At 72.6% G+C, this 23,058-nt stretch carries 21 protein-coding genes; 12 read left to right on the plus strand and 9 right to left on the minus strand.

Annotated elements, in window-relative coordinates; translation table 11 throughout:
• Window positions 1-1,006: WecB/TagA/CpsF family glycosyltransferase (locus ACBI99_RS28200; protein ID WP_375073903.1), on the plus strand; the 1,006-nt coding region annotated here is incomplete at its 5' end.
• Here ACBI99_RS28200 and ACBI99_RS28205 read toward each other — a convergent pair.
• The 6 genes from ACBI99_RS28205 to ACBI99_RS28230 are packed head-to-tail and all read right to left on the minus strand — an operon-like array spanning window position 993 to window position 7,442.
• Entirely contained in the window at window positions 993-1,886 is an 894-nt protein-coding gene (locus ACBI99_RS28205) for a sulfotransferase (protein WP_375073904.1), read from the minus strand. The genes ACBI99_RS28200 and ACBI99_RS28205 overlap by 14 nt on opposite strands.
• A complete protein-coding gene (locus ACBI99_RS28210; protein ID WP_357586230.1) occupies window positions 1,883-3,130 on the minus strand; it encodes a lipopolysaccharide biosynthesis protein in 1,248 nt (415 codons plus the stop codon). The genes ACBI99_RS28205 and ACBI99_RS28210 overlap by 4 nt, the downstream gene beginning before the upstream one ends.
• Entirely contained in the window at window positions 3,121-3,963 is an 843-nt protein-coding gene (locus ACBI99_RS28215; RefSeq protein WP_375073990.1) for a sulfotransferase, read from the minus strand. The genes ACBI99_RS28210 and ACBI99_RS28215 overlap by 10 nt, the downstream gene beginning before the upstream one ends.
• Before the next feature lie 5 nt (window positions 3,964-3,968).
• Complete coding sequence (locus tag ACBI99_RS28220; RefSeq protein WP_375073905.1) at window positions 3,969-4,859, minus strand: hypothetical protein; 891 nt, start codon at window positions 4,857-4,859, stop codon at window positions 3,969-3,971.
• Window positions 4,846-6,123, minus strand: a complete 1,278-nt coding sequence (locus tag ACBI99_RS28225; RefSeq protein ID WP_219505094.1) for a hypothetical protein — start codon at window positions 6,121-6,123, stop codon at window positions 4,846-4,848. Before ACBI99_RS28225 ends, ACBI99_RS28220 begins: the two co-directional genes overlap by 14 nt.
• Entirely contained in the window at window positions 6,120-7,442 is a 1,323-nt protein-coding gene (locus ACBI99_RS28230) for a Wzz/FepE/Etk N-terminal domain-containing protein (RefSeq protein ID WP_375073906.1), read from the minus strand. The genes ACBI99_RS28225 and ACBI99_RS28230 overlap by 4 nt, the downstream gene beginning before the upstream one ends.
• A gap of 323 nt (window positions 7,443-7,765) precedes the next feature.
• On the opposite strand from ACBI99_RS28230, the gene ACBI99_RS28235 reads away from it, so the two are divergent.
• A complete protein-coding gene (locus ACBI99_RS28235; RefSeq protein ID WP_357586238.1) occupies window positions 7,766-8,797 on the plus strand; it encodes a hypothetical protein in 1,032 nt (343 codons plus the stop codon).
• On the opposite strand, the gene ACBI99_RS28240 is transcribed toward ACBI99_RS28235, so the two are convergent.
• The 3 genes from ACBI99_RS28240 to ACBI99_RS28250 form a co-directional block, all read right to left on the minus strand.
• Window positions 8,742-9,623 carry a sulfite exporter TauE/SafE family protein gene (locus ACBI99_RS28240; RefSeq protein ID WP_219505090.1) on the minus strand — a complete coding sequence of 294 codons (882 nt, stop codon included), beginning with the start codon at window positions 9,621-9,623 and terminating at the stop codon, window positions 8,742-8,744. The two genes, ACBI99_RS28235 and ACBI99_RS28240, sit on opposite strands and share 56 nt — an antisense overlap.
• Window positions 9,620-10,834 carry an adenylyl-sulfate kinase gene (gene cysC / locus ACBI99_RS28245; protein WP_219505087.1) on the minus strand — a complete coding sequence of 405 codons (1,215 nt, stop codon included), beginning with the start codon at window positions 10,832-10,834 and terminating at the stop codon, window positions 9,620-9,622. Before cysC ends, ACBI99_RS28240 begins: the two co-directional genes overlap by 4 nt.
• A gap of 66 nt (window positions 10,835-10,900) precedes the next feature.
• Window positions 10,901-11,617 (minus strand): bifunctional 2-polyprenyl-6-hydroxyphenol methylase/3-demethylubiquinol 3-O-methyltransferase UbiG, encoded by a 717-nt coding sequence (locus ACBI99_RS28250; protein WP_219505085.1) that lies wholly within the window; start codon window positions 11,615-11,617, stop codon window positions 10,901-10,903.
• Window positions 11,618-11,788: 171 nt separating this feature from the next.
• Between ACBI99_RS28250 and mfd the strand changes: the two genes are divergently transcribed.
• The 10 genes from mfd (at window position 11,789) to ACBI99_RS28300 (ending at window position 23,049) form a co-directional block, all read left to right on the plus strand.
• Window positions 11,789-15,277, plus strand: a complete 3,489-nt coding sequence (gene mfd / locus ACBI99_RS28255; protein ID WP_375073907.1) for a transcription-repair coupling factor — start codon at window positions 11,789-11,791, stop codon at window positions 15,275-15,277.
• Between the two features lie 26 nt (window positions 15,278-15,303).
• Window positions 15,304-15,909, plus strand: a complete 606-nt coding sequence (locus ACBI99_RS28260) for a SurA N-terminal domain-containing protein (RefSeq protein WP_375073908.1) — start codon at window positions 15,304-15,306, stop codon at window positions 15,907-15,909.
• 2 nt (window positions 15,910-15,911) lie between these two features.
• Window positions 15,912-16,850: a MazG family protein gene (locus ACBI99_RS28265; RefSeq protein WP_219505079.1), complete on the plus strand. Its 939-nt coding sequence runs from the start codon at window positions 15,912-15,914 to the stop codon at window positions 16,848-16,850.
• A 41-nt stretch (window positions 16,851-16,891) separates the two neighbouring features.
• Window positions 16,892-18,169, plus strand: coding sequence for a phosphopyruvate hydratase (gene eno / locus ACBI99_RS28270; RefSeq protein WP_375073909.1), 1,278 nt, complete (start codon window positions 16,892-16,894; stop codon window positions 18,167-18,169).
• Between the two features lie 67 nt (window positions 18,170-18,236).
• Window positions 18,237-18,728 (plus strand): septum formation initiator family protein, encoded by a 492-nt coding sequence (locus ACBI99_RS28275; RefSeq protein ID WP_219505069.1) that lies wholly within the window; start codon window positions 18,237-18,239, stop codon window positions 18,726-18,728.
• A gap of 7 nt (window positions 18,729-18,735) precedes the next feature.
• Window positions 18,736-19,224: a DUF501 domain-containing protein gene (locus tag ACBI99_RS28280; RefSeq protein WP_357586246.1), complete on the plus strand. Its 489-nt coding sequence runs from the start codon at window positions 18,736-18,738 to the stop codon at window positions 19,222-19,224.
• Window positions 19,215-20,159, plus strand: a complete 945-nt coding sequence (locus ACBI99_RS28285; protein WP_219505065.1) for a Ppx/GppA phosphatase family protein — start codon at window positions 19,215-19,217, stop codon at window positions 20,157-20,159. The genes ACBI99_RS28280 and ACBI99_RS28285 overlap by 10 nt, the downstream gene beginning before the upstream one ends.
• Window positions 20,160-20,334: 175 nt before the next feature.
• Window positions 20,335-21,738: a hypothetical protein gene (locus ACBI99_RS28290; protein ID WP_219505063.1), complete on the plus strand. Its 1,404-nt coding sequence runs from the start codon at window positions 20,335-20,337 to the stop codon at window positions 21,736-21,738.
• Window positions 21,739-21,818: 80 nt separating this feature from the next.
• Window positions 21,819-22,148 (plus strand): PadR family transcriptional regulator, encoded by a 330-nt coding sequence (locus tag ACBI99_RS28295; protein ID WP_219505061.1) that lies wholly within the window; start codon window positions 21,819-21,821, stop codon window positions 22,146-22,148.
• A complete protein-coding gene (locus ACBI99_RS28300; RefSeq protein WP_357586250.1) occupies window positions 22,141-23,049 on the plus strand; it encodes a hypothetical protein in 909 nt (302 codons plus the stop codon). The genes ACBI99_RS28295 and ACBI99_RS28300 overlap by 8 nt, the downstream gene beginning before the upstream one ends.
• Window positions 23,050-23,058 lie beyond the last annotated feature (9 nt).

Raw genomic sequence — 23,058 nt, forward strand, 5'->3', positions numbered from 1 at the left:
ACCCCCCGGAGCCCCCCACCGCCCCCCGGACACGCTCACCCGACCACGCGACACCACCCCGGCGGCCGACTCCCCAACGGAGACGCTGCCGCGTGCCGCTGTCCCGGAGGGGGCGGGCGCTGGGGCGCTGCGGCGTGGCGCGGCTGTGGGCGCGCGTCGCTCGCAGGCGACCCAGGAGGCGCTGCCCGGCAGGCTGCGTGCCGCCGTCCTGGAGGGGGCGGGCTCAGCTCCTGGGGTGCTGTCGGCTGGACGGCGGGTGGTGGTGGGTGGGGTGGGGGTGGATGCCGCCACCGAGGCCGAGGTGGTGGATTGGGTGAGCGGGGAGGTGGAGGCGGGCCGCGGGGGCCAGATCGTGACGCCCAACGTGGACATCTGCCGGGCCGTGGCGCGGGATGCCGGGTTGCGGGAGCTGGTGCGGCGGGCCGAGGTGGTGGTGGCCGATGGGATGCCGCTGGTGTGGGCGTCGCGGATCTCGGGGACGCCGCTGCCGGAGCGGGTCACGGGCGCGGACCTGATCTGGTCGCTGAGCGCGCGGGCGGCGCGGCGCGGCTGGCCGGTCTACCTGCTCGGCGGGCCGCCCGGGGCCGCCGAGGGCGCGGCGGGGGAGCTGGCGCGCCGCTGTCCGGGGCTCGACGTCCGGGGCGCGGTGTCGCCGCCGTACGGGTTCGACGCACGCCCGGCGGAGCGCGAGCGGGTGATGGGCGACGTGGTGCGGGCGCGGCCCCGGCTGGTGTTCGTGGGGCTGGGCTTCCCCCGGCAGGAGCTGCTGATCGGCGACCTGCGCCAGGAGCTGCCCGGCGCCTGGTTCCTGGGCTGCGGGGCGGCGATCGCGTTCGCGGCCGGGACGGTGCCGCGCGCTCCGGGGTGGATGCGGCGCGCCGGGCTGGAGTGGGCGTTCCGGCTGGGGTCGGAGCCGGGCCGGTTGGCCAGGCGCTACCTGGTGGACGATCTGCCGTTCGCGGTGCGGCTGCTGCTGGAGGCCAGGCGCGGGGTCATGCGGCGGTGAGGGCGCGGACGCGGGCGATCTCCGCCGGGGTGAGGCCGCGGGCGGCGGTGCGCAGGGCCTGGCGGGAGTCCATCGGCCGGTAGGCGGTGCGGGACAGCCCTGTCCAGGCGAAGCTCCGGCCTGGTCCGGTGGGGGCGGTGCAGGCGTGGGTGATGCGGCGTTCGGCGGCGGGGGTCCAGGTGAGCCCGGCGTGGTCGTACAGGGTGCGGAAGCCGGGCAGGGGGTCGGCGGCGAGGTCGTCGTACGAGGTCACCTGGATGCCGGGAAGGCGGGAGAGGATCGTGCGCGTCACCCGCCACAGCGCGGCGGCCTTGGCGAGCCGGTCCTGGGAGCCGATCAGCGGGCGCAGCAGCTCGACCTCGGGGTGGTCGCGGACGAGGAGGGGCTGTTCGAGCAGCTCGTGGAAGTAGACGGTCCAGCCGAGCCGCTGCCAGCTTGCCACGAAGGCGACGGGGTCGCGGACGAGCGCGATGACGCGGCAGCCGAGCCGGGTGGCGAACCAGCCGGCCGACAGCACCGCGAACGGGTCGTCGAGCAGTGCCCGCCGCCCGGTCAGCCGCCCGAGCCCGAACGCGGCGCCGTAGCGGATCATGCGGGCCAGGTCGTACGGGGTGCGGTTGGCCCGCAGTTGGGCCGCCCAGCGGTAGCGCAGGGCGACGGTGTCGCGGAAGGCGGGCAGCCAGGCGTCGGCGTTGTCGTCGCAGATGTACTGGAACCGGTGGGTCACGTGGGCGCGCAGCACGCCGGGGGAGCGGCCGGGCGGGTGTTGCGGGTTGAGCGGTTCGTTGACGTAGACGAGTTCGCCGCCGGCGGCCAGCATCTTGCCGGTCCAGCTCGTACCGCTTCTGGGCAGCCCGGTGACGAGCACGGGCGGGTTCACGCGGCCGCCCAGGCGCGGAGGCGGAGGGCGCCGAGGCTGTGGCGGCCGAAGGGGCGCAGCCCGTAGCGGCGGTGGAGCTGCCAGAGCGGCAGGGCGTTCTTGACGAGCAGCCCGCCGGCCCAGCCGAGCGCGGCGCCGAGCGCGCCGTGGGCGGGGATGAGCGCGAGGTCGAGCAGCACGGTGACGCCGAGCGCGGCGAGCAGGTTGAGCAGGCTGCCGGTGGTGTGCCCGGCGGCGGTGAGGACGACGTCGACCATGCCGCACGCGGTGGCCGCCATCATGGCGGCGGCGAGCACCAGGGCGACGGGCGCGGCGGCGTCGTAGCCGGCGCCGAACAGGTCGAGCAGCCAGGGCGCGAGCGCGGCGTAGCCGAGCCAGACGGGCCAGGTGAGCAGCACCAGCCACATGGTGGTGACCTGGTAGAGCTCGCGGGCGCGGGCGAGGTCGCCGTCGGCGAGCGCGCTCACCAGGCGGGGTTGCGCGGCGCGGGAGAGCCCCTGGTTGGCGAGCTGCCCGACGACCTTGAACCGGGTGGCGGCGGTGTAGACGGCGGCCTGGACGGGCCCGCCGAGCGCGGCGACGAGCACGATGTCGAGCCGCTGGAACACGGCCTGGACGGCGCCCGCCGCCGACCGGGGCGCGGTGTGACGCCACAGGTCGCGCCCGGTGCCGGGCAGGTAGGGCGTGCGGGGCGCCCGTCCGCGCAGCGCCAGCCCGGCCAGCATGGCCACGATCAGGTACGGGGCGGCCCAGGCGAGGGGCAGCGCGGAGCTGTGGGCGAGGGCGGCGGCGACGAGGGCGAGCTGGCCGACGGGCAGCACGATCCCGTCGAGCAGCACGGTGGGCCGCATCGCCCCGAACCCGCGGGTGGCCGCGAGCAGCACGTCGGCCACGGCGATCGCGGGCAGCGCCCAGGCCAGCGGCCCGAGCTGCGGGTGGAGGACGATCCCGGCCGCGGTGGCGACCACGGCGACGGGCACCACCGCTGCCCTGACATATCCGGAAACGCCGAGATAGCCGTACGTCCCGGCCCGCGCGATGAAGTACACCAGCCCGTTCCCCGCGTCCAGCTTGGCCACCCCGGCGGCCAGCAACGCCAGCGCGGTCACCGCGAAGAACTCGCCCGCCTGGGCGGCAGGCAGCCCTCTGGTCACCACCACCACGAGCGCGAACTGGGCCAGCGCCCCCACCGCGGCCCCGGCCAGCCCCGCCGCGCCGCTGCGCGCCAGACCCGTCACCGCCACGACGGCGCACCCCCCAGCCAGCGCACCAGCCGCGCGTCGTCCGCCTCGAACCGCTCGCGCAGCGCCCGCCGCAGCGACGCGGGCAGCGGCCTCGGCAGCGCCCGCCCGTTGTGGCGCTCGAACGCCGGATAGCCGAGCCGGGGCACGCCCAGGAAGTCCAGCACCCGGTCGTAGACCGGCTCGGGCTCGGCGAAGAACCGGTGGCTGTCGAGCACCAGGATGCGCTCCCGCCCGAACAGCGGCTCCAGCCGGTCGAGCTGCGCGGCGTAGCGGCCCCGCGCCACGTAGGCGTGGTGCCGGTGTGAATGGTGCACCGAGTACGGCCGTGCCCGCAGGCTCTCCTCGGCCCCGGCCAGCCGCCGCTCCTCCAGTTCGAGTGCGTACTCGAAGCTGGACTCGGTCTCGTACCCGCGGGCCAGCTCGTGGGCGTGTGCCGAGCACGCCCGCTCGACGGGGTCGCGCACGAGCACGATCAGCTTGACCCCCGGCAGGTCGGCGGCGATGCGCTCGCCGGCCAGCGGGTGGAACAGGTAGTAGGGCGACGACTCGAACGCCTGCGCCGGGGCCCCGTGGCGGCGAGCCAACAGTGCCGCCCCCACGCGCAGCGGGAAGTGCCCCCGGTACCACGGCAGCCCACGCCGGTAGCCGGTGTCGAAGTAGTGGACGCCCTTGTGCAGCACCGGTTTGAGCAGCAGCGGGTGCTGTGCCAGCGCCCGGTAGAGCGAGGTGGTGCCGCACCGCTGCGCCCCGATGATGAGGAACGACGGCAGCACGCGCGCCCTCGAGGTGAACCGCCCGGCCCCGCGCGACACCGACAGCACGGGCCGCTTCATCGGCTTCACAGGATCGGCTCCTCGTGGTCGACGAGCGGGGACAGCCAGCGTTGCGGCGGCCCCAGCGGCTCGTGCCCGTCGGTGGCGTGCCGGTCGGCCAGCGCGACGAGGTAGAGCAGCGCCGTCCGCCTGGCCTGGGCCGCCGAGAGCCCGTAGGGCGCCAGCACCCGCAACGCCTGGGCGAGGCAGGCGCGCGCGGCGGTGGGCGGGTCCATGCGCCGCAGCGCCCGCTGGAAGAAGTGGTGCATCGCGTCGAACCCGTGCGGCACCCCGGTCGCGTAGCGCTCCCAGTCCCACACGAGCAGCCGCCCGTCGGCGGCGGGTGCGATGTTCCACGGCGCCAGGTCGCCGTGCCACGCGCCGTCGCCGGTGGCGGCGATCTCCTTGACGGCGCGGATGAGCAGCGGCTCGGGCACCCGGCCGCGCCGCGCGGGCAGCGGCGACAGCGCGAGCACGCCGAGCCCGCGCCAGGTGCCGTGGTAGAGCACGCTGGGCGCGACGACGCTCTTGAGCGGCCGGTCGGCAAGCCGGGACAGCACGGCGGCCTCGTTGGCGACCAGCGCGCGCGCCCGCTCGCTGTCGCCGATCTTCACGTACGCCAGCCGCGCCCCCGCCGAGTATGCCTCCAGGACCGGTTTGCGGTTGGCCCGGCGGGCGGGCCGCACGTGCACGACGAGCTCGATCGGCGTGCCGAACACCTCGCCCAGGTGGTCGCCGATCGACCCCTCGGCGGGCAGCATCACCCTCGGCCCCGGATGCCACCACCGGCGCGGAGCCAGTCGCCGGGGCAGGTAGGGGTGGGGCAGCACCGTGTAGGGGCGCGGTGACCCGGTGCCGGGAAAGAGCAGGTCGAGCGTGTCGCCGAGATAGCGCAGCCGGATCCTATGGTCGTGCATGCGTGTTCCTCCACAGGAGGGCGAAGGAGATGAAGTAGAGGCTCAGCGGCGTGACCAGCCCGTCGTAGACGAACATGTAGAGCAGCACCAGGCACATCACGAGCACCCCGGCCAGCCCGACCGGCGTCCGGTCGGGCCAGTGGCGGCGGATCGCCCCGGCGAAGAACGCCACGTAGAGCACGGCCCCGGTGAACCCCTGGGTGATCATCAGCAGCCAGAGCTGCCCGTCGGCGCCCAGCGGCGGATGGCCGCAGCCCGCGCACCAGCCGGTCTTGCCGGTGGTGATCGTGCGATGGCTGCCGAGCGCGTTGCGCGTGTTGCCGTAGCCGGCGACGGGGGAGTGGGTGGCGGCCTCGATCGTGGCCGACACGGTGAACGCCCGGATGTCGTTGGAGTGCGGTTTGTCCAGGCGTTGCATGACGAGCCCGGCCAGCGGGCTGAGCGCGAACACCAGCGCCGCCGCCACCGCCCCGGCGCACAGCATGAGCCTGGTCCGGCCGCCCACCCGGACGATCAGGTACGCGACGGCCAGCCCGAGCCCGATCCACAGGCCGCGGTTGAGCGAGTAGACGATCGGCACGGCGGCCAGCGCGACCAGCGCCACGGCGACCACCCGGCGGCGGCGCGACCCGTACACCCACCAGCCGACCACGAACCAGACCAGCAGCACCGACACGTTGCTGCCCCACGCGTTGGCCCATTCGTAGGGGGCCTCCGGGCGCGGCATGGAGTAGCCGAGCACCTTCTGCGTCTGGGAGGCGGTCGGGTGGATGAGGTTCTGCACGAACGGGTTGCCCGCCAGCCAGTCGGGCAGCAGCATCTCCACCGGCGAGGTGAAGGAGAATCCGGGCGCGAGCAGCCCGAGCAGCCCGCCCGCCACGGTCGTCACGAACAGCACGCCGAGCATCCGCACCAGCCGGAGCTGCGGCAGCTCCCGCTCGGTGAGGTTGCCCAGGTAGAGCACCATGATCATGAGCGACAGGTAGAGCGCCAGCCGCATCCCGTAGCCGGCCAGCCGGCCCGCGCCGAGCTCGCCGTAGGTGCCGGGCGGCATCTCGCCCAGCATCAGCGCGCTGATCAGGTAGCCGCCGATGAGCAGCGCCCACAGCCCGAACCCGCGCGGCACCCGCACCGGCCGCCGCCGGAACAGGATGACGGCCATGGGCACGGCCAGCACGACCACCGACAGCCCGCCGAAGCCGAGCGCCCACCAGACCGGATAGCCGAGCAGCAGCGCGCCGATGGGCCAGGCGGGCCCTTTCACGTCGGCTTGCCCAGCGAGCCCACCGGGCGGTTCACGGGCTTGTGCGCGGGGGTATGCACAGGCGTGCTCATCGGCGTCGTCAGGGCGCCGCTCTCGGCGAGCTCGCCGCTCGCGACCAGCTTGCCGAGCGTGTTGGGCCGGCGCGGCTCGGGCACGGGCGCGGGCGTCAGGTCCGTCGTCGTCACCACGCCGATGACGGGCACGCGGTGCCGGCCGACCTGTCGTACGGCGGCCGCGACCTGCTCGGCGGTGGCCTCGCCCAGCCCGACGAGCAGCACCGCCGCGTCGGCCCGGCCGAGGTCGCCCACCTCGGCGCCGTTGAGCACCGACAGCGGGGCGCTGGCGGCCAGCGGCGCGATCACGGACGCGGTGCCGAGCTCGGCGGGCACGGCCTTGACCAGCAGCCACTTCCCGGGGCAGGCGGAGACGACGGAGGTGGCGAGCTCGGCCGGGCGTGCCAGGTCGGCCAGGACGGGCAGCCCGGTCAGCCGTTCGACGTCGGCGGCGGTGCGCAGCCGGGTGTCGAGCCGGTCGCGCAGGCTCGCCGCGCCGGCCCCGGCCAGCAGCCCGGCGACGAGCCCGGAGGCCAGGTGGAGCGGCAGGCTGGGCGAGCTGGGCGCGGACGGCGGCTCGGCCGGGCTGATGACCGAGCCGGGCGTCACCGGGACCGTCTTGAGCGCGTCGTACTTGAGCGTGAGGCTGTTGGCCTGCCGGTTGAGCACGCCCTGCCGGTGGAGCGCGAGCGTGTGCTCGGCGGTGCCGCGGCGCAGCCCGCCGAGCTGCGTGACGGCCTTGGCGAGCGCGGCGTTGACCTGCTTGAGCTTGGCCAGGATGAGCTTCTGCTGGGAGGTGATGGCGGCCTGCGCGCCGTCGGCCCGGTGGGCCAGGTAGGCGTCGGCGTAGGCGCGCGACTGGGTGGCGGCGGCGACGGGGTCGGGCGCGGTGACGGTCATGAGCAGGACCGCCGAGTTGGGCGGCACCGTGACCTCGACGGGCTCCGGCTCGGCGATGCCGGCGATCTGGGCGGCGGCAGCGGCGACGACGCCGGAGCGGGCGATCTGCGCCTCGGTGTCGAGGTTGAGCTGCTCGCGCTGCCTGGCGGTCACCTGGTTGCCCTGCTCGGGCACGCCCACCGGGGTGACGAGGACCTGGGTGGTGGCGGTGTAGGCGGGCGGGGTGAGCCGCATCAGCGCCAGCCCCATCGTGCCACCGGCCAGGAAGCAGCCCAGGAACAGCAGCCAGCGCCTGCGGAGCAGCGAAAGGTGCGCCCCCAGCTCGGTGCCGGAGCGGTGGGCCGGGCAGTCCGGCGTCGAGCTCATGGAGGCGCGTCTCCCTGAAGTGCGTAGCGGATTGTCGCGCTTCTGCGACTCTGCGTCACGTGCCGAGGTGTGCGCCCACTATAGGCGGGCCGGATATTACCCAGGTCGATTACCCAAGATTTTCTCCCGTACGGGCAGCAATTCGTCATTCAATAACCCGCGATAAAGGGATTTGTACGGCGGCCGTACCGCCTCTGATCTGCGGTCTCGGCTGACGATCCGGCATGGGCGTGGCATGGTTCAGGGTTGACGGGCGGGGGCTTGAATGAGGGGGGCGGGTCATTTTGCCGCATAATTCGCCACATATCATCGCGTGGGCTCTGGTGCCGGCGCTGGTCGTCGTGCTGTCCGCCTGCTCGGCGGCCGACGAGACGCCGGCCGCGGCCCGGGCGAGCCTGCCGCCGGTGGTGGCGACCCCGCCCGAGTGCGCCGTCACCAGCAGGCTGATCCCGTCCTGCGGCGCCTGGTGGGGGATCGCGCCGGAGATCTTCACCGGCGCGGGCGTGACCCGGGCCCTGGAGAACGCCGAGCACCGCATGGGCGCCAAGGCCGACATCCTGCACGTCTACCACCGGGGCAGGGAGCTGTTCCCGACCGACGAGGAGATCCGGCTCGCCCGCGACCCGGCCAGGCCCCGGCTGCTGCTCGTCAACTGGAAGCCGTCGTTCGGCCACACCTGGGCGGAGATCGCCGACGGGGCCATCGACTCCCGGATCGACCGGCTGGCCCGCTACCTGCGGCGCACGTTCCCCGAGCGATTCTTCCTGACCATCCACCACGAGCCGGAGAACGACGTCGACGCCGCGGCCGGCTCCGGCATGCGGGCCGGCGACTACGCCGAGATGTTCCGCCACGTCGTGCTCCGGCTGCGCGAGCGCGGGGTGAAGAACGCGGTCACCGTGATGACCTACATGGGCGCGCCCAACTGGGCGTCCAAGCCGTGGTTCGAGGAGCTCTACCCGGGTGACGACGTGGTCGACTGGGTGGCCATGGACCCCTACGCCGACGGCCGGGTGCAGGACTTCGGCACGCTGGTCAACAAGACGCGCGAGGACTTCGACGAGTGGCCCGGCTTCTACCGGTGGATGCAGTGGCGCTTCCCCGGCAAACCGGTCATGGTCGCGGAGTGGGGCGTGTTCGAGCGGGCCGACGACCCGGCGTTCAAACGGGCCTTCTACGAGTCGGTGCGCCGGCAGATCCGCCGCTATCCGCAGATCAAGGCGCTGGTCTACTTCGACTCGCCGCACGCCCCGAGGGGCAACACCAGCTTCGACACCGAGCCGACGGCCGACCGGGCGTTCACCGAGCTCGCGAGAGATCCGCACTTCCGCGCGACTCGCGTGCCGCGGCCCTGACCCGCCACCGCCAGCCCGCCACGACGACCGCCGTCGCCGCCACCAGCGCGATCACGGTGACCGTGTTGGGCACGTCGAGCAGCTTGAGCGCCGAGGCCAGCAGCACGATCGCGAGCATCGCCCTGATCAGCCCGCCCGGCGCCCGCGAGGAGATCCGCGCGCCCAGGTAGACGCCGGGGATCGAGCCGACGAGCAGCGAGAGCGTCAGGTCGGCCTGGAAGTCGCCGAACAGCAGGTGGCCGAGCGCCGCCGACACGACCAGCGGCACCGCCTGGACCAGGTCCGTGCCGACGAGCTGGTTGGCCTTGAGCGCCGGGTAGAGCGCGATCAGCGCCACGATGATGAGCGACCCGGAGCCCACGGACGACACTCCGACGACCAGGCCGCCTACCATACCGACCAGTAGGGTCGGTATTGGGCGCACGACGATCTCCCGGGCCTCCGCCGTTCCGCCCCGGTCGCCCAGCCACGCCTTGGCGGCCAGCCCGGCGACCGCGAGCAGCAGGGCGACGCCGAGCGCGTACTTGACCCCGTCGCCCACCGCGAACGCCCGCGCCAGGAACACCCCGCAGAACGCCGTCGGCACCGAGCCCGCGCAGAGCCAGCCGACCAGCTTGAGGTTGACCGTGCCCCGGCGCAGGTGGACGACGCTGCCCACCGGCTTCATCACCGCCGAGGCCACCAGGTCGCTGGAGACCGCGGCCAGCGGCGGGACGTTGAAGAACAGCATCATCATCGGCGTCATCAGCGCGCCGCCGCCCATGCCGGTCAATCCGACGACGATCGCCACCAGGAACGACCCGGCGATGAGCGGGAGGTCGATCATCGCACCCACCCGCCGCCGCGCAGCGTGTCGAGCACCCGCCCGACGGCCGCCTCGACCGACAGGTGCGTGGTGTCGATCGTCAGGTCGGCGTCGTCCGGTTCCTCGTACGGATCGGAGACGCCGGTGAACTCGGGGATGAGGCCGGCCCGCGCCTTGGCGTACAGGCCCTTGCGGTCGCGGCGCTCGCACTCCTCCAGTGGCGTGGCGACGTGCACGAGCAGGAAGTCGGCGCCGACCGACTCGGCCATCTCGCGCACCTCGGCCCGCGTCTCCGCGTAGGGGGCGATGGGGGCGCAGATGGCCAGGCCGCCGTGGCGGGCCGCCTCGGCGGCCACGAACCCGATCCGCCGGATGTTGAGGTCGCGGTCGGCCTTGGAGAACGTCAGCCCCTTCGACAGCAGGTGGCGCACCACGTCGCCGTCGAGGTAGGTGACCGTGCGGGTGCCCAGCTCCAGCAGCGCGTCGCGCAGGCCGCGGGCGATCGTGGACTTGCCCGACCCCGACAGGCCGGTGAAGAACACCACCAGGCCGCGCCGGTGCGGCGGCCCGGGGATGCGCACCGGGTCGGGCCCGGCCAGGTGCTCGCTCGCGCCGTAGGCGAAGGCGACGTGCTCGCGCAGCTCCAGGTCGATCTCGGGCTCGTCGCGCGGCGCCAGCGGCACCGGCACCACCATCGTGCCCTCGGGGAGCTGGTCCCTGGCCCGCAGCGCGGCCCTGACGACGCCCGGCCCGGCCTCGCCGTACGCGAGGGGGAGCAGCAGGATGACGGCGCCGAGCTCCTTGGCGGTGGCGACGATCTCGCCCAGGTCGTCGAGCGGCCCGCGCATCGTGACGGCCAGCGCGTCGCGCCCGCCCAGGTCGACGCGGACCTCGTCGGGCGTGCGGCGCAGCCGCGCGAACGGGCCGTGCTCGGGCGCGCCGAGGCCCTTCACCGGGCCGGCCGCCAGCCCGTCGTGACCCCGCTCGGTCACGCTCAGCACGGCCAGCGGCACGCCCTCGGGGTCGAGCAGCGTGACCTCCTCGCCCGGGGTCACCTCGTCGGGCAGGGTGATCGTGACGGGCGCGGGCCACGGGGTGCCGTCGGCCAGCGTGCCGCGCTCGTGCACCGTGTGGAGGTCGTCGTGGCCGAGAAACCCCGTCAGCGGCTGGAACGCCCCCGAAAGCAGCAGCTCAAGATCGGCCAGCTCGCGCGCGTCGGGGGTCCACTCCACGATCGTTCATCCCAACTATCCCGATTACATTGGTAGGAAAAAATACCACTGTACTCGGTGTGGCCGCTAGATCAGACGGGCGAAGTGATACTCGGGCTTCCTGATGACCATCGTGATCTCGTCGTGGGTGGCAGGGTATCGCCCGCGGGTCAGCCGGGAGGCCAGGCCGACGAGCGCGCCGCCCACCCGGCCCATCGCGGGCCCGCTGGTCGCGGTCTCCTCGTCGGTGATCAGCAGGCCCCGGGTCAGGCAGAACGCGTGCATCCCGTCGGCCGAGGCCAGCGGCCCGTGCACGACCGGGAGCGGCCCCGGGGTGCCCGGCACGACCAGCCGCCGCCACAGCAGCCGCCGCACCCAGGCCGGCGTGAGCCGCTCCAGCAGCGCGTAGGCCGAGTTCCTGTCGCGCATCCGCAGCAGCACCAGGCCGCCCGGCCGCAGCGACTGCAGCAGCCGGTCGAAGACCAGCTCCGCGTGCTCGATGCGCTCCAGCAGGAAGGAGAGCTGGATCACGTCGTAGGCCCGGGGCGGCAGCGCCGCCGAGCGCAGGTCGCCGAGCGTCCAGGCGACCAGGTCGGCCCGCTCCTCGACCACTCTGCGTATCGCGGGCAGGTCCTCGTCGACCCCCGTGACGCGGACGTCGATGCGCCCCAGCGCCAGCGGCTCGTCGTGGGCGCACCCGGCGACCAGCACGTCGAGGCGCCGGCCGAGCTGACCGGTCCACTGCTCGCGGATCCGCTGAACAAAGAGATCGCCCCCTTGGGCGACCGACCGCACGTCAGACATGTGACCCACAGTAATCAATAACTGCCGAAGAGTAAGGGACATCGGTCCCTCGCGAGCGTTTCCGCGCGTGATGGCGGCGGACGGGTGAGGGGCACCCGGCCAGTAGTCTGGAACGACCACACCCCCGCTGCCGTTCGGCCGGGGGTAGTCGTGTTGCCATGGGGCTGACTGATGAGTCTTTCCGGACTGCTTGACCTTGTCTCCGCCGACCCGAGCCTGGCCGCCGCCCTCGAACAGGGCGGCGACGTGGCCCTCGTCGCGCCCGCCGCGCTGCGGCCCTTCGGCGTGGCCGCGCTGGCCGGGCACGACCAGCGCGCGGTCCTGGCCGTCACCGCGACGGGCCGCGAGGCCGAGGACCTGGCGGCGGCGCTGACCAGCCTCATCGAGCCCAGCACGGTCGCGGTGTTCCCGGCCTGGGAGACGCTGCCGCACGAGCGGCTCTCGCCCCGCTCCGACACGGTCGGCCAGCGGCTGGCCGTGCTGCGCAGGCTGGCGCACCCGGTCAAGGGCGACATCGCCGCCGGGCCGCTCAACGTGATCGTCGCGCCGATCCGGGCGCTGTTGCAGCCGATCATGAAGGGTCTGGGCGACCTGGAGCCGATCCGGCTGCGGGCCGGCGACGACGCCGATCTGGACGAGGTCGTGGCCAACCTGGTGGGCAACGGCTACCACCGGGTCGACATGGTGGAGAAGCGCGGCGAGGTCGCGGTGCGCGGCGGGCTGCTCGACGTGTTCCCGCCCACCGAGGAGCACCCGCTGCGGCTGGAGTTCTGGGGCGACACGGTCGAGGAGATCCGCTGGTTCAAGGTGGCCGACCAGCGCTCGCTGGAGGCGGCCGAGGACGGGCTGTTCGCGCCGCCCTGCCGCGAGCTGCTGCTGACCGGCGAGGTCCGGGCCAGGGCGCGGGAGCTGGCCGAGCGGCACCCGGCGCTCGCCGAGGTGCTCGACCAGCTCGCCGAGGGCACCCCGGTCGAGGGCATGGAGGCGTTCGCCCCGGCGCTGGCCGGGGAGATGGACCTGCTGATCGACCACCTGCCGGACCGGGCCGCGGTGTTCGTCTGCGACCCCGAGCGGATCAGGAGCCGGGCCGAGGAGCTGGTGCGCACCTCGCAGGAGTTCCTGGAGGCGTCCTGGATCAACGCGGCCGCCGGCGGCGAGGCGCCGATCGACCTCGGGGCCGCCGCGTTCCGCTCGCTGGAGGAGATCCGCGACCACGCCGGCTCCCTGGGGCAGCCGTGGTGGTCGATGGCGCCGTTCGGCACCGGCGTCGAGCTGGCCGCGCACGACTCCGAGGCCTACCGGGGCGACACCCGCAAGGCGCTGGAGGACGTCAAGGGCTGGCTGGCCGAGGACAAGGCGGTCGTGCTGCTCAGCGAGGGGCACGGCCCGGCCGAGCGCATGGTCGAGGTGCTGAAGGGCGTCGACGTCCCCGCCCGTCTCACGAAATATCTGGACAAGGCGCCGGAGCCGAAGGTCGTCCACGTCACCACCGGCCTCCTGGAGCACGGCTTCGTCACCCCCGGCCTGGCCGTCCTCACCCACCTCGACCTGGTCGGCCAGAAGGCGTCCACCAAGGACATGCGCCGCCTGCCCTCGCGCCGCCGCAACATGGTCGACCCGCTCCAGCTCAAGGTCGGCGACCACGTCGTGCACGAGCAGCACGGCGTCGGCCGCTACGTGGAGATGGTCCAGCGCACCGTCCAGGGCGCCACCCGCGAATACCTGGTCATCGAGTACGCCAAGGGCGACCGCCTCTACGTGCCCACCGACCAGCTCGACGAGGTCACCCGCTACGTCGGCGGCGAGGCGCCCACGCTCAACCGGATGGGCGGCGCCGACTGGGCCAAGGCCAAGTCGCGGGCCAAGAAAGCGGTCAAGGAGATCGCCGGCGAGCTCATCCGCCTCTACTCGGCGCGCATGGCCTCGCCCGGCCACCCCTTCGGCCCCGACACCCCGTGGCAACGCGAGATGGAGGACGCCTTCCCCTACGCCGAGACCGGTGACCAGCTCGAAGCCATCGACGAGGTCAAGCGCGACATGGAGCGCGGCGTCCCGATGGACCGGCTGATCTGCGGCGACGTGGGCTACGGCAAGACCGAGATCGCGGTGCGCGCGGCCTTCAAGGCGGTGCAGGACGGCAAGCAGGTGGCCGTGCTGGTGCCGACCACGCTGCTGGTGCAGCAGCACATGTCGACGTTCACCGAGCGCTTCTCCAGCTTCCCCGTCACGCTCAAGCCGGTCTCCCGCTTCCAGACCGACGCCGAGATCAAGGGCACGCTCGACGGCCTGCGCACCGGCGCCGTCGACGTGGTCATCGGCACCCACCGGCTGCTCAGCCCCGAGGTCAGGTTCAAGGACCTGGGCCTGATCATCATCGACGAGGAGCAGCGGTTCGGCGTCGAGCACAAGGAGGCCATGAAGCACCTGCGCACCCAGGTCGACGTGCTGGCGATGTCGGCCACGCCGATCCCGCGCACGCTGGAGATGGGCCTGACCGGCATCCGGGAGATGTCCACGATCCTCACCCCGCCGGAGGAGCGCCACCCGATCCTCACCTTCGTCGGCCCGTACGACGAGAAGCAGATCGCGGCGGCGATCCGGCGCGAGCTGATGCGCGACGGGCAGATCTTCTTCGTGCACAACCGGGTCGCCTCGATCAACCGGGTGGCCGCGCGGCTGCGCGAGCTGGTGCCCGAGGCGCGCGTCGCGGTGGCGCACGGCCAGATGAACGAGCACCAGCTCGAAAAGATCATGGTGGGCTTCTGGGAGCGCGAGTACGACCTGCTCGTCTCGACCACGATCGTGGAGTCGGGGCTGGACGTGCCCAACGCCAACACGCTCATCGTCGACCGGGCCGACAACTACGGCCTGTCGCAGCTCCACCAGCTCCGCGGCCGGGTCGGGCGAGGCCGCGAGCGCGGCTACGCGTACTTCCTCTACCCGCCGGAGAAGCCGCTGACCGAGACCGCGCACGAGCGGCTGGCCACGATCTCGCAGCACACCGAGATGGGCGCCGGCATGTACGTGGCGATGAAGGACCTGGAGATCCGCGGCGCCGGCAACGTGCTCGGCGCCGAGCAGTCGGGCTTCATCGCGGGTGTCGGCTTCGACCTGTACGTGCGGCTGATGGCCGAGGCCGTGCAGGAGCAGAAGGCCAAGCTGTCGGGCGCCGAGCCGGCCGAGGAGGTGCACGACGTCAAGGTCGAGCTGCCGATCAACGCGCACATCCCGCACGACTACGTGACCTCCGAGCGGCTGCGGCTGGAGGCGTACAAGCGGATCGCGGCGATCTCCGCGCCCATCCACATCGACGAGGTGCGCGCGGAGCTGACCGACCGCTACGGCAAGCCGCCCGTCGAGGTGGAGAACCTGCTGGAGGTCGCCAGGTTCCGGATCAAGGCGCGGCAGGCGGGGCTGACCGACGTCACGCTCCAGGGGCAGAACATCAAGTTCGGCCCGGCCGTGCTGAAGGAGTCGCAGCAGGTCCGGCTCGACCGGCTCTACAAGAAGGCCGTCTACAAGCAGGCGGCCGAGACGCTGCTGGTGCCGGTGCCCAAGACCAAGCCGCTGGGCGGGCAGCCGCTGCGGGACCTGGACCTGCTCAAATGGTGTGGCGACCTGGTGGAGGCGATGTTCCTCGAGCCGGCGCGGGTAAGCTAGCGGCGATTTTTGTCGAAGGGATGCACGTGAAGTCGATACGAGCGGTTTTGGTCGCTGCCGCGGCGGGAGCCAGCGTCCTCGCGCTGACCGCCTGCTCTACCCCTGTCGAGGCCGGCGCGGCGGCCGTGGTCGGCAACCAGCGGATCTCGGCCAGCGATCTCACCCGGAACGTCCAGGAGTTCGAGGCCGCGCTGAAGAAGGCCAACATCACGCCCGAGCAGCTCGGCGTGCCGGTCACCCAGTTCGTGCTGTTCCGGATGACCAACCAGGCCCGCTACCAGCAGCTCGCCGCCAAGCACGGCATCACGGTCACCGAGACCGAGGTCGACGCCGCGCTCCAGCAGCCCGGCCAGCAGCAGTCGCCCGAGATGAACCTGCTGTCCAAGGGCGTCGCCCCGGCCGGTGCGCGCCCCTACCTGCGCGCCGAGCTGGGCGCGGCCAAGCTGATCGAGAAGTTCGGCGGCACCCAGAGCCAGCAGGCCGCGGCCAAGTGGGCGGAGGAGTACAACTCCATCAAGACGCAGTTCAGCCCCCGCTACGGCACCTTCCAGCAGGACCAGGGCTTCGTCGACCCGGGCCGCTTCGGCAAGCCGCTGCAGCCCGCCCAGCCGCAGCAGCAGCCGCAGGGCTAGGCATGCCACTCGTCGTCGTCACCACCTCGCCGCGCGTCGCGCCGGGGCTGCTGAGCCACCAGGCGTGGCAGGCGCTGCGCTCCGGCCCGGTGCTGACCGGCTCCGCCGATCACCCGCAGCTCCCCTACCTGGCCGAGGCCGGGGTCGAGGTCGACGTGGTGACGCCGGACCCGGCCTCGCTGGCCAGGCGGGCCGTGACCGACACCGTCGTGTGGCTCGCCTCCGGTGACGACGAGGACTTCATGCGCGCGCTCGGCCACGCCGCCGTCGCGCTGGCCGACCCGCCCCTGATCGAGGTCGTGCCCGGCTCCTACGACCTGCCGGGCGCCCGCGTCCTCGACCTGGTCGCGGTCATGGACCGGCTGCGCGTCGAGTGCCCGTGGGACCGCAAGCAGACCCACGAGTCGCTGGTCCCGTACCTGCTCGAAGAGGCGTACGAGGTGCTGGAGACCATCGAGGAGTCCGACTACCCGGCGCTCCGCGAGGAGCTCGGCGACCTGCTGCTCCAGGTGGTGTTCCACGCGCGGGTGGCCGACGGGTTCGACATGGACGACGTGGCCGCCGGCATCGTCGACAAGCTGGTGCGGCGCCACCCGCACGTGTTCGGCTCGGTCCGGGCCGAGACCGCCGACCAGGTCAACGACAACTGGGAGGCCATCAAGGCGGCCGAGCGGGCCTCCAAGGGCGGCGAGTCGCTGCTCGACGGGGTGCCCTTGGGCCAGCCCGCGCTTTCGCTGGCGGCCCAGCTCGTCCGGCGGGCCGAGCGCGGCGGGGCGCCCGGGAGCCTGGCCGCCGCCGTCGGCCAGGGGGTCGCCCGCGAGCTGTGGGACCTGGTGCGACGCGCCCAGGAGGCCGGGGTCGACGCCGAGGCCGAGCTGCGTGCCGCCGCACGCGCCTACCGCGACAGGGTGCGCGCCTGGGAGTCGCGAGAGGGCCGATAGGCTCTAGACCCATATTGCCTTTCGATTTAGGAGCGCATCCCGTGGCTACCATCGAGGTCGTATACGCGCGCGAGATCCTCGACTCCCGGGGCAACCCGACGGTCGAGGTCGAGGTGATCCTCGACGACGGCAGCACCGGCCGCGCCGCGGTGCCGAGCGGCGCGTCCACCGGCCAGTTCGAGGCCGTGGAGCTGCGCGACGGCGACGATCGCTACAACGGCAAGGGCGTGCAGAAGGCCGTCCTCGCCATCACCGACGAGATCTTCGACGAGATCCACGGCGTCGAGGCCGAGGACCAGCGCATCGTCGACCAGATCATGATCGACCTGGACCGCACGCCCAACAAGGCCAAGCTGGGCGCCAACGCCATCCTGGGCGTCTCGCTGGCCGTGGCCAAGGCCGCCGCCGACAGCGCCGAGCTGCCGCTGTTCCGCTACGTGGGCGGCCCCAACGCGCACGTGCTGCCCGTGCCGATGATGAACATCCTCAACGGCGGCGCCCACGCCGACACCAACGTGGACATCCAGGAGTTCATGATCGCGCCGATCGGCGCGCCGACGTTCCGCGACGCCGTCCGCATGGGCACCGAGGTCTACCACGCGCTCAAGTCCGTGCTGAAGGAGAAGGGCTACGCCACCGGCCTGGGCGACGAGGGCGGGTTCGCGCCCAACCTGCCGTCCAACCGCGACGCCCTCGACCTGATCCTCGTCGCGATCGAGAAGGCCGGCTACCGGCCCGGCGAGGACATCGCGCTCGCGCTCGACGTGGCCGCCTCCGAGTTCCACAAGGACGGCGTCTACACCATCGACGGCAAGGGCCTGTCCGCCCAGGAGCTCATCGCCTTCTACCAGGACCTGGTCGACAACTACCCGCTCGTCTCCATCGAGGACCCGCTCGACGAGGAGGACTGGGAGGGCTGGCGCGCGATCACCGAGGCGCTCGGCTCCCGGGTGCAGCTCGTCGGCGACGACCTGTTCGTCACCAACCCGGAGCGGCTGGAGCGCGGCATCAAGGCCGGCACCGCCAACGCGCTCCTGGTCAAGGTCAACCAGATCGGCACCCTGTCGGAGACCCTCGACGCCGTCGACCTGGCCCACCGCAACGGCTACAAGTGCATGATGAGCCACCGCTCGGGCGAGACCGAGGACACGACGATCGCCGACCTGGCCGTGGCGGTCAACTGCGGCCAGATCAAGACCGGCGCGCCGGCCCGCTCCGACCGGGTGGCCAAGTACAACCAGCTGCTGCGCATCGAGGAAATCCTCGACGACGCCGCCCGTTACGCGGGTCGTGACGCTTTCCCGCGGTTCCAGCGCTAGTTTCGGGTACGGCCCGCGGTGGGCGAGTCCTGCCGCGGGTCCCGTCGCCGTCTGAGGGGGTAGTGCGTTGGCGAAGAGACCGCAGCTGACCGGGCGAGCCGCCATCCTGGCGATCGTGGTGTGCGCGATCGCCATGAGCCTGGCCTACCCCGTGCGCGAGTACATCGCCCAGCGGCGCAACATCGCCGAGCTCCGGGAGGAGAAGGCGCGGGTCGAGGCCGAGCGCCAGCGCCTGCTCGCCGAGGCGCAGCAGGTGCGCGACCCCAACTGGATCAAGCGCACGGCCAAGGAGCGGCTGCACTACTGCGGGCCGGGCGAGAAGTGCTACGTGGTGATGGACGCCGATCCGGGCAAGGGCAGGACGGCGGTCAAGCGGCCGGCGGCGGCGCCGCCGTGGTACCAGACGCTCTGGGAGTCGGTGCAGGCCGCCGACGACGGCACCGGCCGCCGGGCGGGCGTGACCGACCCGGCCGACACGTCCGGCGAAGCCGACCCGGCCGGCAAGACCGGCGAGACTGACAAGACCGGTGAGGCCGGCACGGCCGGCGAGGGGGAGTAGGAGAGCGTTGGAGAGCAGTGACGTCGAGGCGGTCCAGCGGCAGCTGGGGCGGCCTCCCCGAGGGTTGCGCGGGGTGGCGCACCGCTGCCCGTGCGGCAACCCCGACGTGGTCGAGACCGCGCCGCGGCTGCCCGACGGCTCGCCGTTCCCCACGCTCTACTACCTGACCTGCCCGCGGGCCGCCTCCGCGATTGGCACGCTGGAGGGCTCCGGGCTGATGCGCCGGATGCAGGACCGGCTGGCCGACGACCCCGAGCTGGCCGCGGCCTACCAGGCGGCGCACGACGACTACGTCGCCCGGCGTGACAAGGCCGCCGAGGAGGAGGGCCTGGAGCCGCTCCCGCGTGACATGCAGAGCACCGGCGGCATGCCGCTGCGGGTCAAGTGCCTGCACGCGCTCGTGGCGCACGAGCTGGCGGTGCCCGGCAGCAACCCGTTCGGCAGGGAGGCGCTGGACGCGCTCCCCGACTGGTGGAGTGACGGACCATGCGCGTAGCCGCCGTCGACTGCGGCACCAACTCGGTGCGGCTGCTGATCGCCGACGTCGGCGACGACTCGCTGACCGAGGTCGAGCGGCGGATGGAGATCGTCCGGCTCGGCGAGGGCGTGGACCGGACCGGGCGGCTGTCGCCCGACGCGCTGGAGCGCACGTTCGGCGCCATGCTGCGCTACCGCGAGCTGATCGACCGGCACGGGGCCGTCGCCACGAGGGTGGTGGCGACCAGCGCCACCCGTGACGCCGACAACCGCGACCGGTTCACCGACGGCGTCCGGGAGATCTTCGGCGTCGCGCCGGAGGTGGTGACGGGCGCGGAGGAGGCGGAGCTGTCGTTCACCGGCTCGACGCGGGGCCTGCTGCGGCTGTCGCCGGAGACCGAGGTGCCGCAGGGCCCGCTGCCGCCCTACCTGGTCGTCGACATCGGCGGCGGCTCGACCGAGTTCGTGGTCGGCTCCCGCCACGCGGAGGCGGCGATCTCCGTCGACATCGGCTGCGTGCGGCTGACCGAGCGCCACCTGCGTGACGCGGGCGACCCGCCGTCGGCCGAGGCGCTGGAGGCGGTGGTGGCCGACGTCGAGAAGGCGCTCGACCGGGTCGAGGCCGAGGTCCCGGTGCGCCAGGCGCACACGCTGGTGGGGCTGGCCGGTTCGGTGACGACGGTCGCGGGCGTCGCGCTCGGGCTCCCGGAGTACGACCCGGCGCGCATTCACCATTCGCGCATCTCCGCCGAGCAGGTGCACGAGGTGACGCGGCGGCTGCTGGCGATGACGCATGGTGAGCGGGCGGCGCTGGGCGTGATGCATCCGGGCCGGGTGGACGTCATCGGCGCGGGGGCGCTCATCCTGGACCGCATCGTGAGGCGGTTCACATTTGCGCAGGTAGTAGTGAGTGAGCATGACATTCTCGATGGAATTGCGTGGTCCCTGGCCTGAAAAGTGGCTAAATCGGGACATAACTCGCTTGCGTTCGTGTTGAGCGTGCAATCAGTTCTGTGCTTTAGTGATCGTGCATAACGGGGGCTTTGCCATATTGCGCGACACAAGAGGGCTGTCGGCGTGGCAACCGTTCCCGAGCGCATCTCTTCCCTCACGGAATGGAGCCTCATTCATGAAGTCCTCTGTGTTAGCGCGGAAGGTGGCGGCGTTCGGCGCCTCCACTTTCGTGCTGGCCGGCCTGGTGGCCGGGCTGGTGTCCAGCCCCGCTCAGGCCGCCACGGCCTCCTCCGCGACCGCTGGGGCAGCGGCCGCCAAGACGAAGGCCAAGGTCTCCGTCTCCACGCCGAAGGTGTCGGAGCGTGACTACGTCGGCGCCTGTCCGGTGTCGGTGACGTTCTCCGCCACGGTCAAGGTCTCCAGCAAGGCCAAGACCACGCTGGCCTACCGCTGGCTCCACGGCGACGGCTCGAAGAGCAAGGTCAAGACCGTCAAGGTCAAGGGCACGAAGTCCGTGAAGGTCACCGAGAAGGTCACCTTCAAGGGCGACGTCAAGGGCTGGCAGGCCCTGCAGGTCCTCGGCCCGCGCACGGTGACCTCGAAGAAGAGCTACTTCTCGGTCAACTGCATGAAGCTCGAGGGCACCCGCGACGACGTGCGGGTCTCCGCCCGTGCCTGGGCGAGCCCGTCCCACTACGTGGGCTCGTGCGACCCCGGAAAGCGGATCCACTTCGCCGGCCGGATCACTGTGAACCGCCCGGCCTGGGTGCGCTACCGCTGGGTCGTCAACGGTGACGTCGTGGACTACGGCAAGGTCAAGGTCTGGGACTCCCGCAAGGTCTACGCGGGCATCACCGCCCGTCACAGCCAGCGCGGCTCCGCGGTCCTGCAGATCCTGAGCCCGGACCGTGAGTACTCGAACCGGGCCTACTACAAGGTCTGGTGCAAGGACTACACCCCGCCGGCCCCGGCTGTGAAGGTCTCCGCCTCCGACCTGGTGACGGCGACCAACCACGACGGCTGCAAGGTCAGCGCGCACGCCAACATCAACCTCAACCGCGCCGCCGACGTCCGGTGGGTCTGGTCCGTGAACGGCCAGGCGGTCGAGCAGGGTTCGCGCTACTTCGGCAGCGGCACCAAGAACGTCTCGCTCTCGCAGCGGGCGCTGCACGGCGCCGCGAAGAACGGCGGCAAGATCACGCTGTCGGTCTACGGCCCGAACAACAGCGACTCCATCACGCAGTCCTACGCTGCGTGTGACGAGCCCAAGCCCGAGCCCTCCTACGAGGTCTCCGGCGCTTCGGTGAGCGCGAGCGAGAACACCTGCCCGTCCGGCACCCTGTCCGGTTCGGCCACGGTGACCGGCAAGAACGGCTTCAAGGGCCAGGCCGTGTGGACGTACGAGGGCACGCACCTCGGCTCCGCGAACATCGGTGACGGCTCCACCACGGTCTCCTTCTCGCAGAACTTCAACGAGCTGACGAAGGACGGCGTGGCCGAGCTGAAGATCTTCGACCCGAGCGGCAAGCTCCTGAAGGCGGTCCCGGCCTCCTTCCAGGCGCCCTGCAAGAAGGTCTGAGATCGCTGAACCGGGTGGCGCCTGGCGCCGCCCGGTTTTCCTTTTGCCGCTATTACGCTTTGCACAGTAGTGTGCATGGCGTGGATAGCAGCCAGTTGCTCAAGGGCGTGCTCGACCTGGCCGTCCTGGCGGTGCTCGACGACCGCGACGGCTATGGCTACGACGTCGTCCGCCGCCTCAGGGAGGCCGGGCTCACCGAGGTCGGCGACGCGTCCGTCTACGGCACGCTGCGCCGCCTGTTCAAGGCGGGCGCGCTGACCTCGTACGTGGTCGCCTCCGACGAGGGGCCGCACCGCAAGTACTACGGGCTCAACGACGCCGGACGCCGGCAGCTCGCCTCGTCGGCGGCGACCTGGACCTCGTTCGCCGCCACCATGGACTCCCTGTTGAAGGAGGGGCCGCATGACTGATCACGATGCTTACGCGCGGGCCGTGCGCGAGGCTCTGGCACGCCATCCCGAGCGCGAGGAGCTGCTGGAGGACCTGGACGACCATCTGGCGGAGATCGCCGCCGAGTCGGACGCGTCGCTGGAGGACCGGCTCGGCCCGCCCGACGCCTACGCCGAGGAGCTCCGGGCCGCCTACGCGGGCCGCCCCGAGGCCGTCAGCGGCCGCAGGAGGCCGCGTGAGATGGCCGCAGGGTTCGTGGCCCGGGTGCGGCGGCACAGCCTCTACGGGGGCGCCACGGGCTTCCTGCGGGAGCTGCGGCCGGGCTGGTGGGTGCTGCGGGGCTACGCGCTGGGCATGGCGGCGCTGGCGCTCAATCCGGGCCCGGCGGCCGAGGGTCCCGGACTCGTGCCGGGCGGCGCCGTCGAGATCCTGGTGGTCGCCGTGGCCGTGGCGGCGTCGGTGTGGTTGGGGCGGCGCCGCGGGGGATGGCCGGCCCTCTCGCTGGCCGTCGCCGCCAACGCGGCGGCCGCGGTGGCGCTGTTGGCGGGGATGCTGGCGGGCGCCGCACCCGTCCCGGAGCAGGCGTTCTCCCCGACGCCGCAGTCGGTGCGGCCCGATGTCGTGCTGGTCGGCTCGGGATCGCCGTTCGCCGCCGCCGTCACCAACATCCGGCTCTACAAGGACGGCAAGGCGCTCGTGGGCGTGGACGTCTACGACCAGGACGGCAGGCCGCTCGTGCTGTCGCCGGAGGAGCACGGCCTGGAGATCGACCCGGCGTGCGGCGACGTGATCCGCAACCGCTACCCGCTGCCCCTGGTGACCGCCGAGGAGGCCGAGGCCAGGCGGCTGCGCGAGCTGGAAGGCGGCAAGGCCGACGTGGTGCCCGCGCCGTCGGCCTGCGCGACGTCCGAGCCGCGCTGATCGGGCACC

Origin of the sequence: Nonomuraea sp. ATR24, assembly GCF_041950485.1 — a bacterium.
In the GTDB taxonomy this organism is placed as follows: domain Bacteria; phylum Actinomycetota; class Actinomycetes; order Streptosporangiales; family Streptosporangiaceae; genus Nonomuraea; species Nonomuraea ceibae.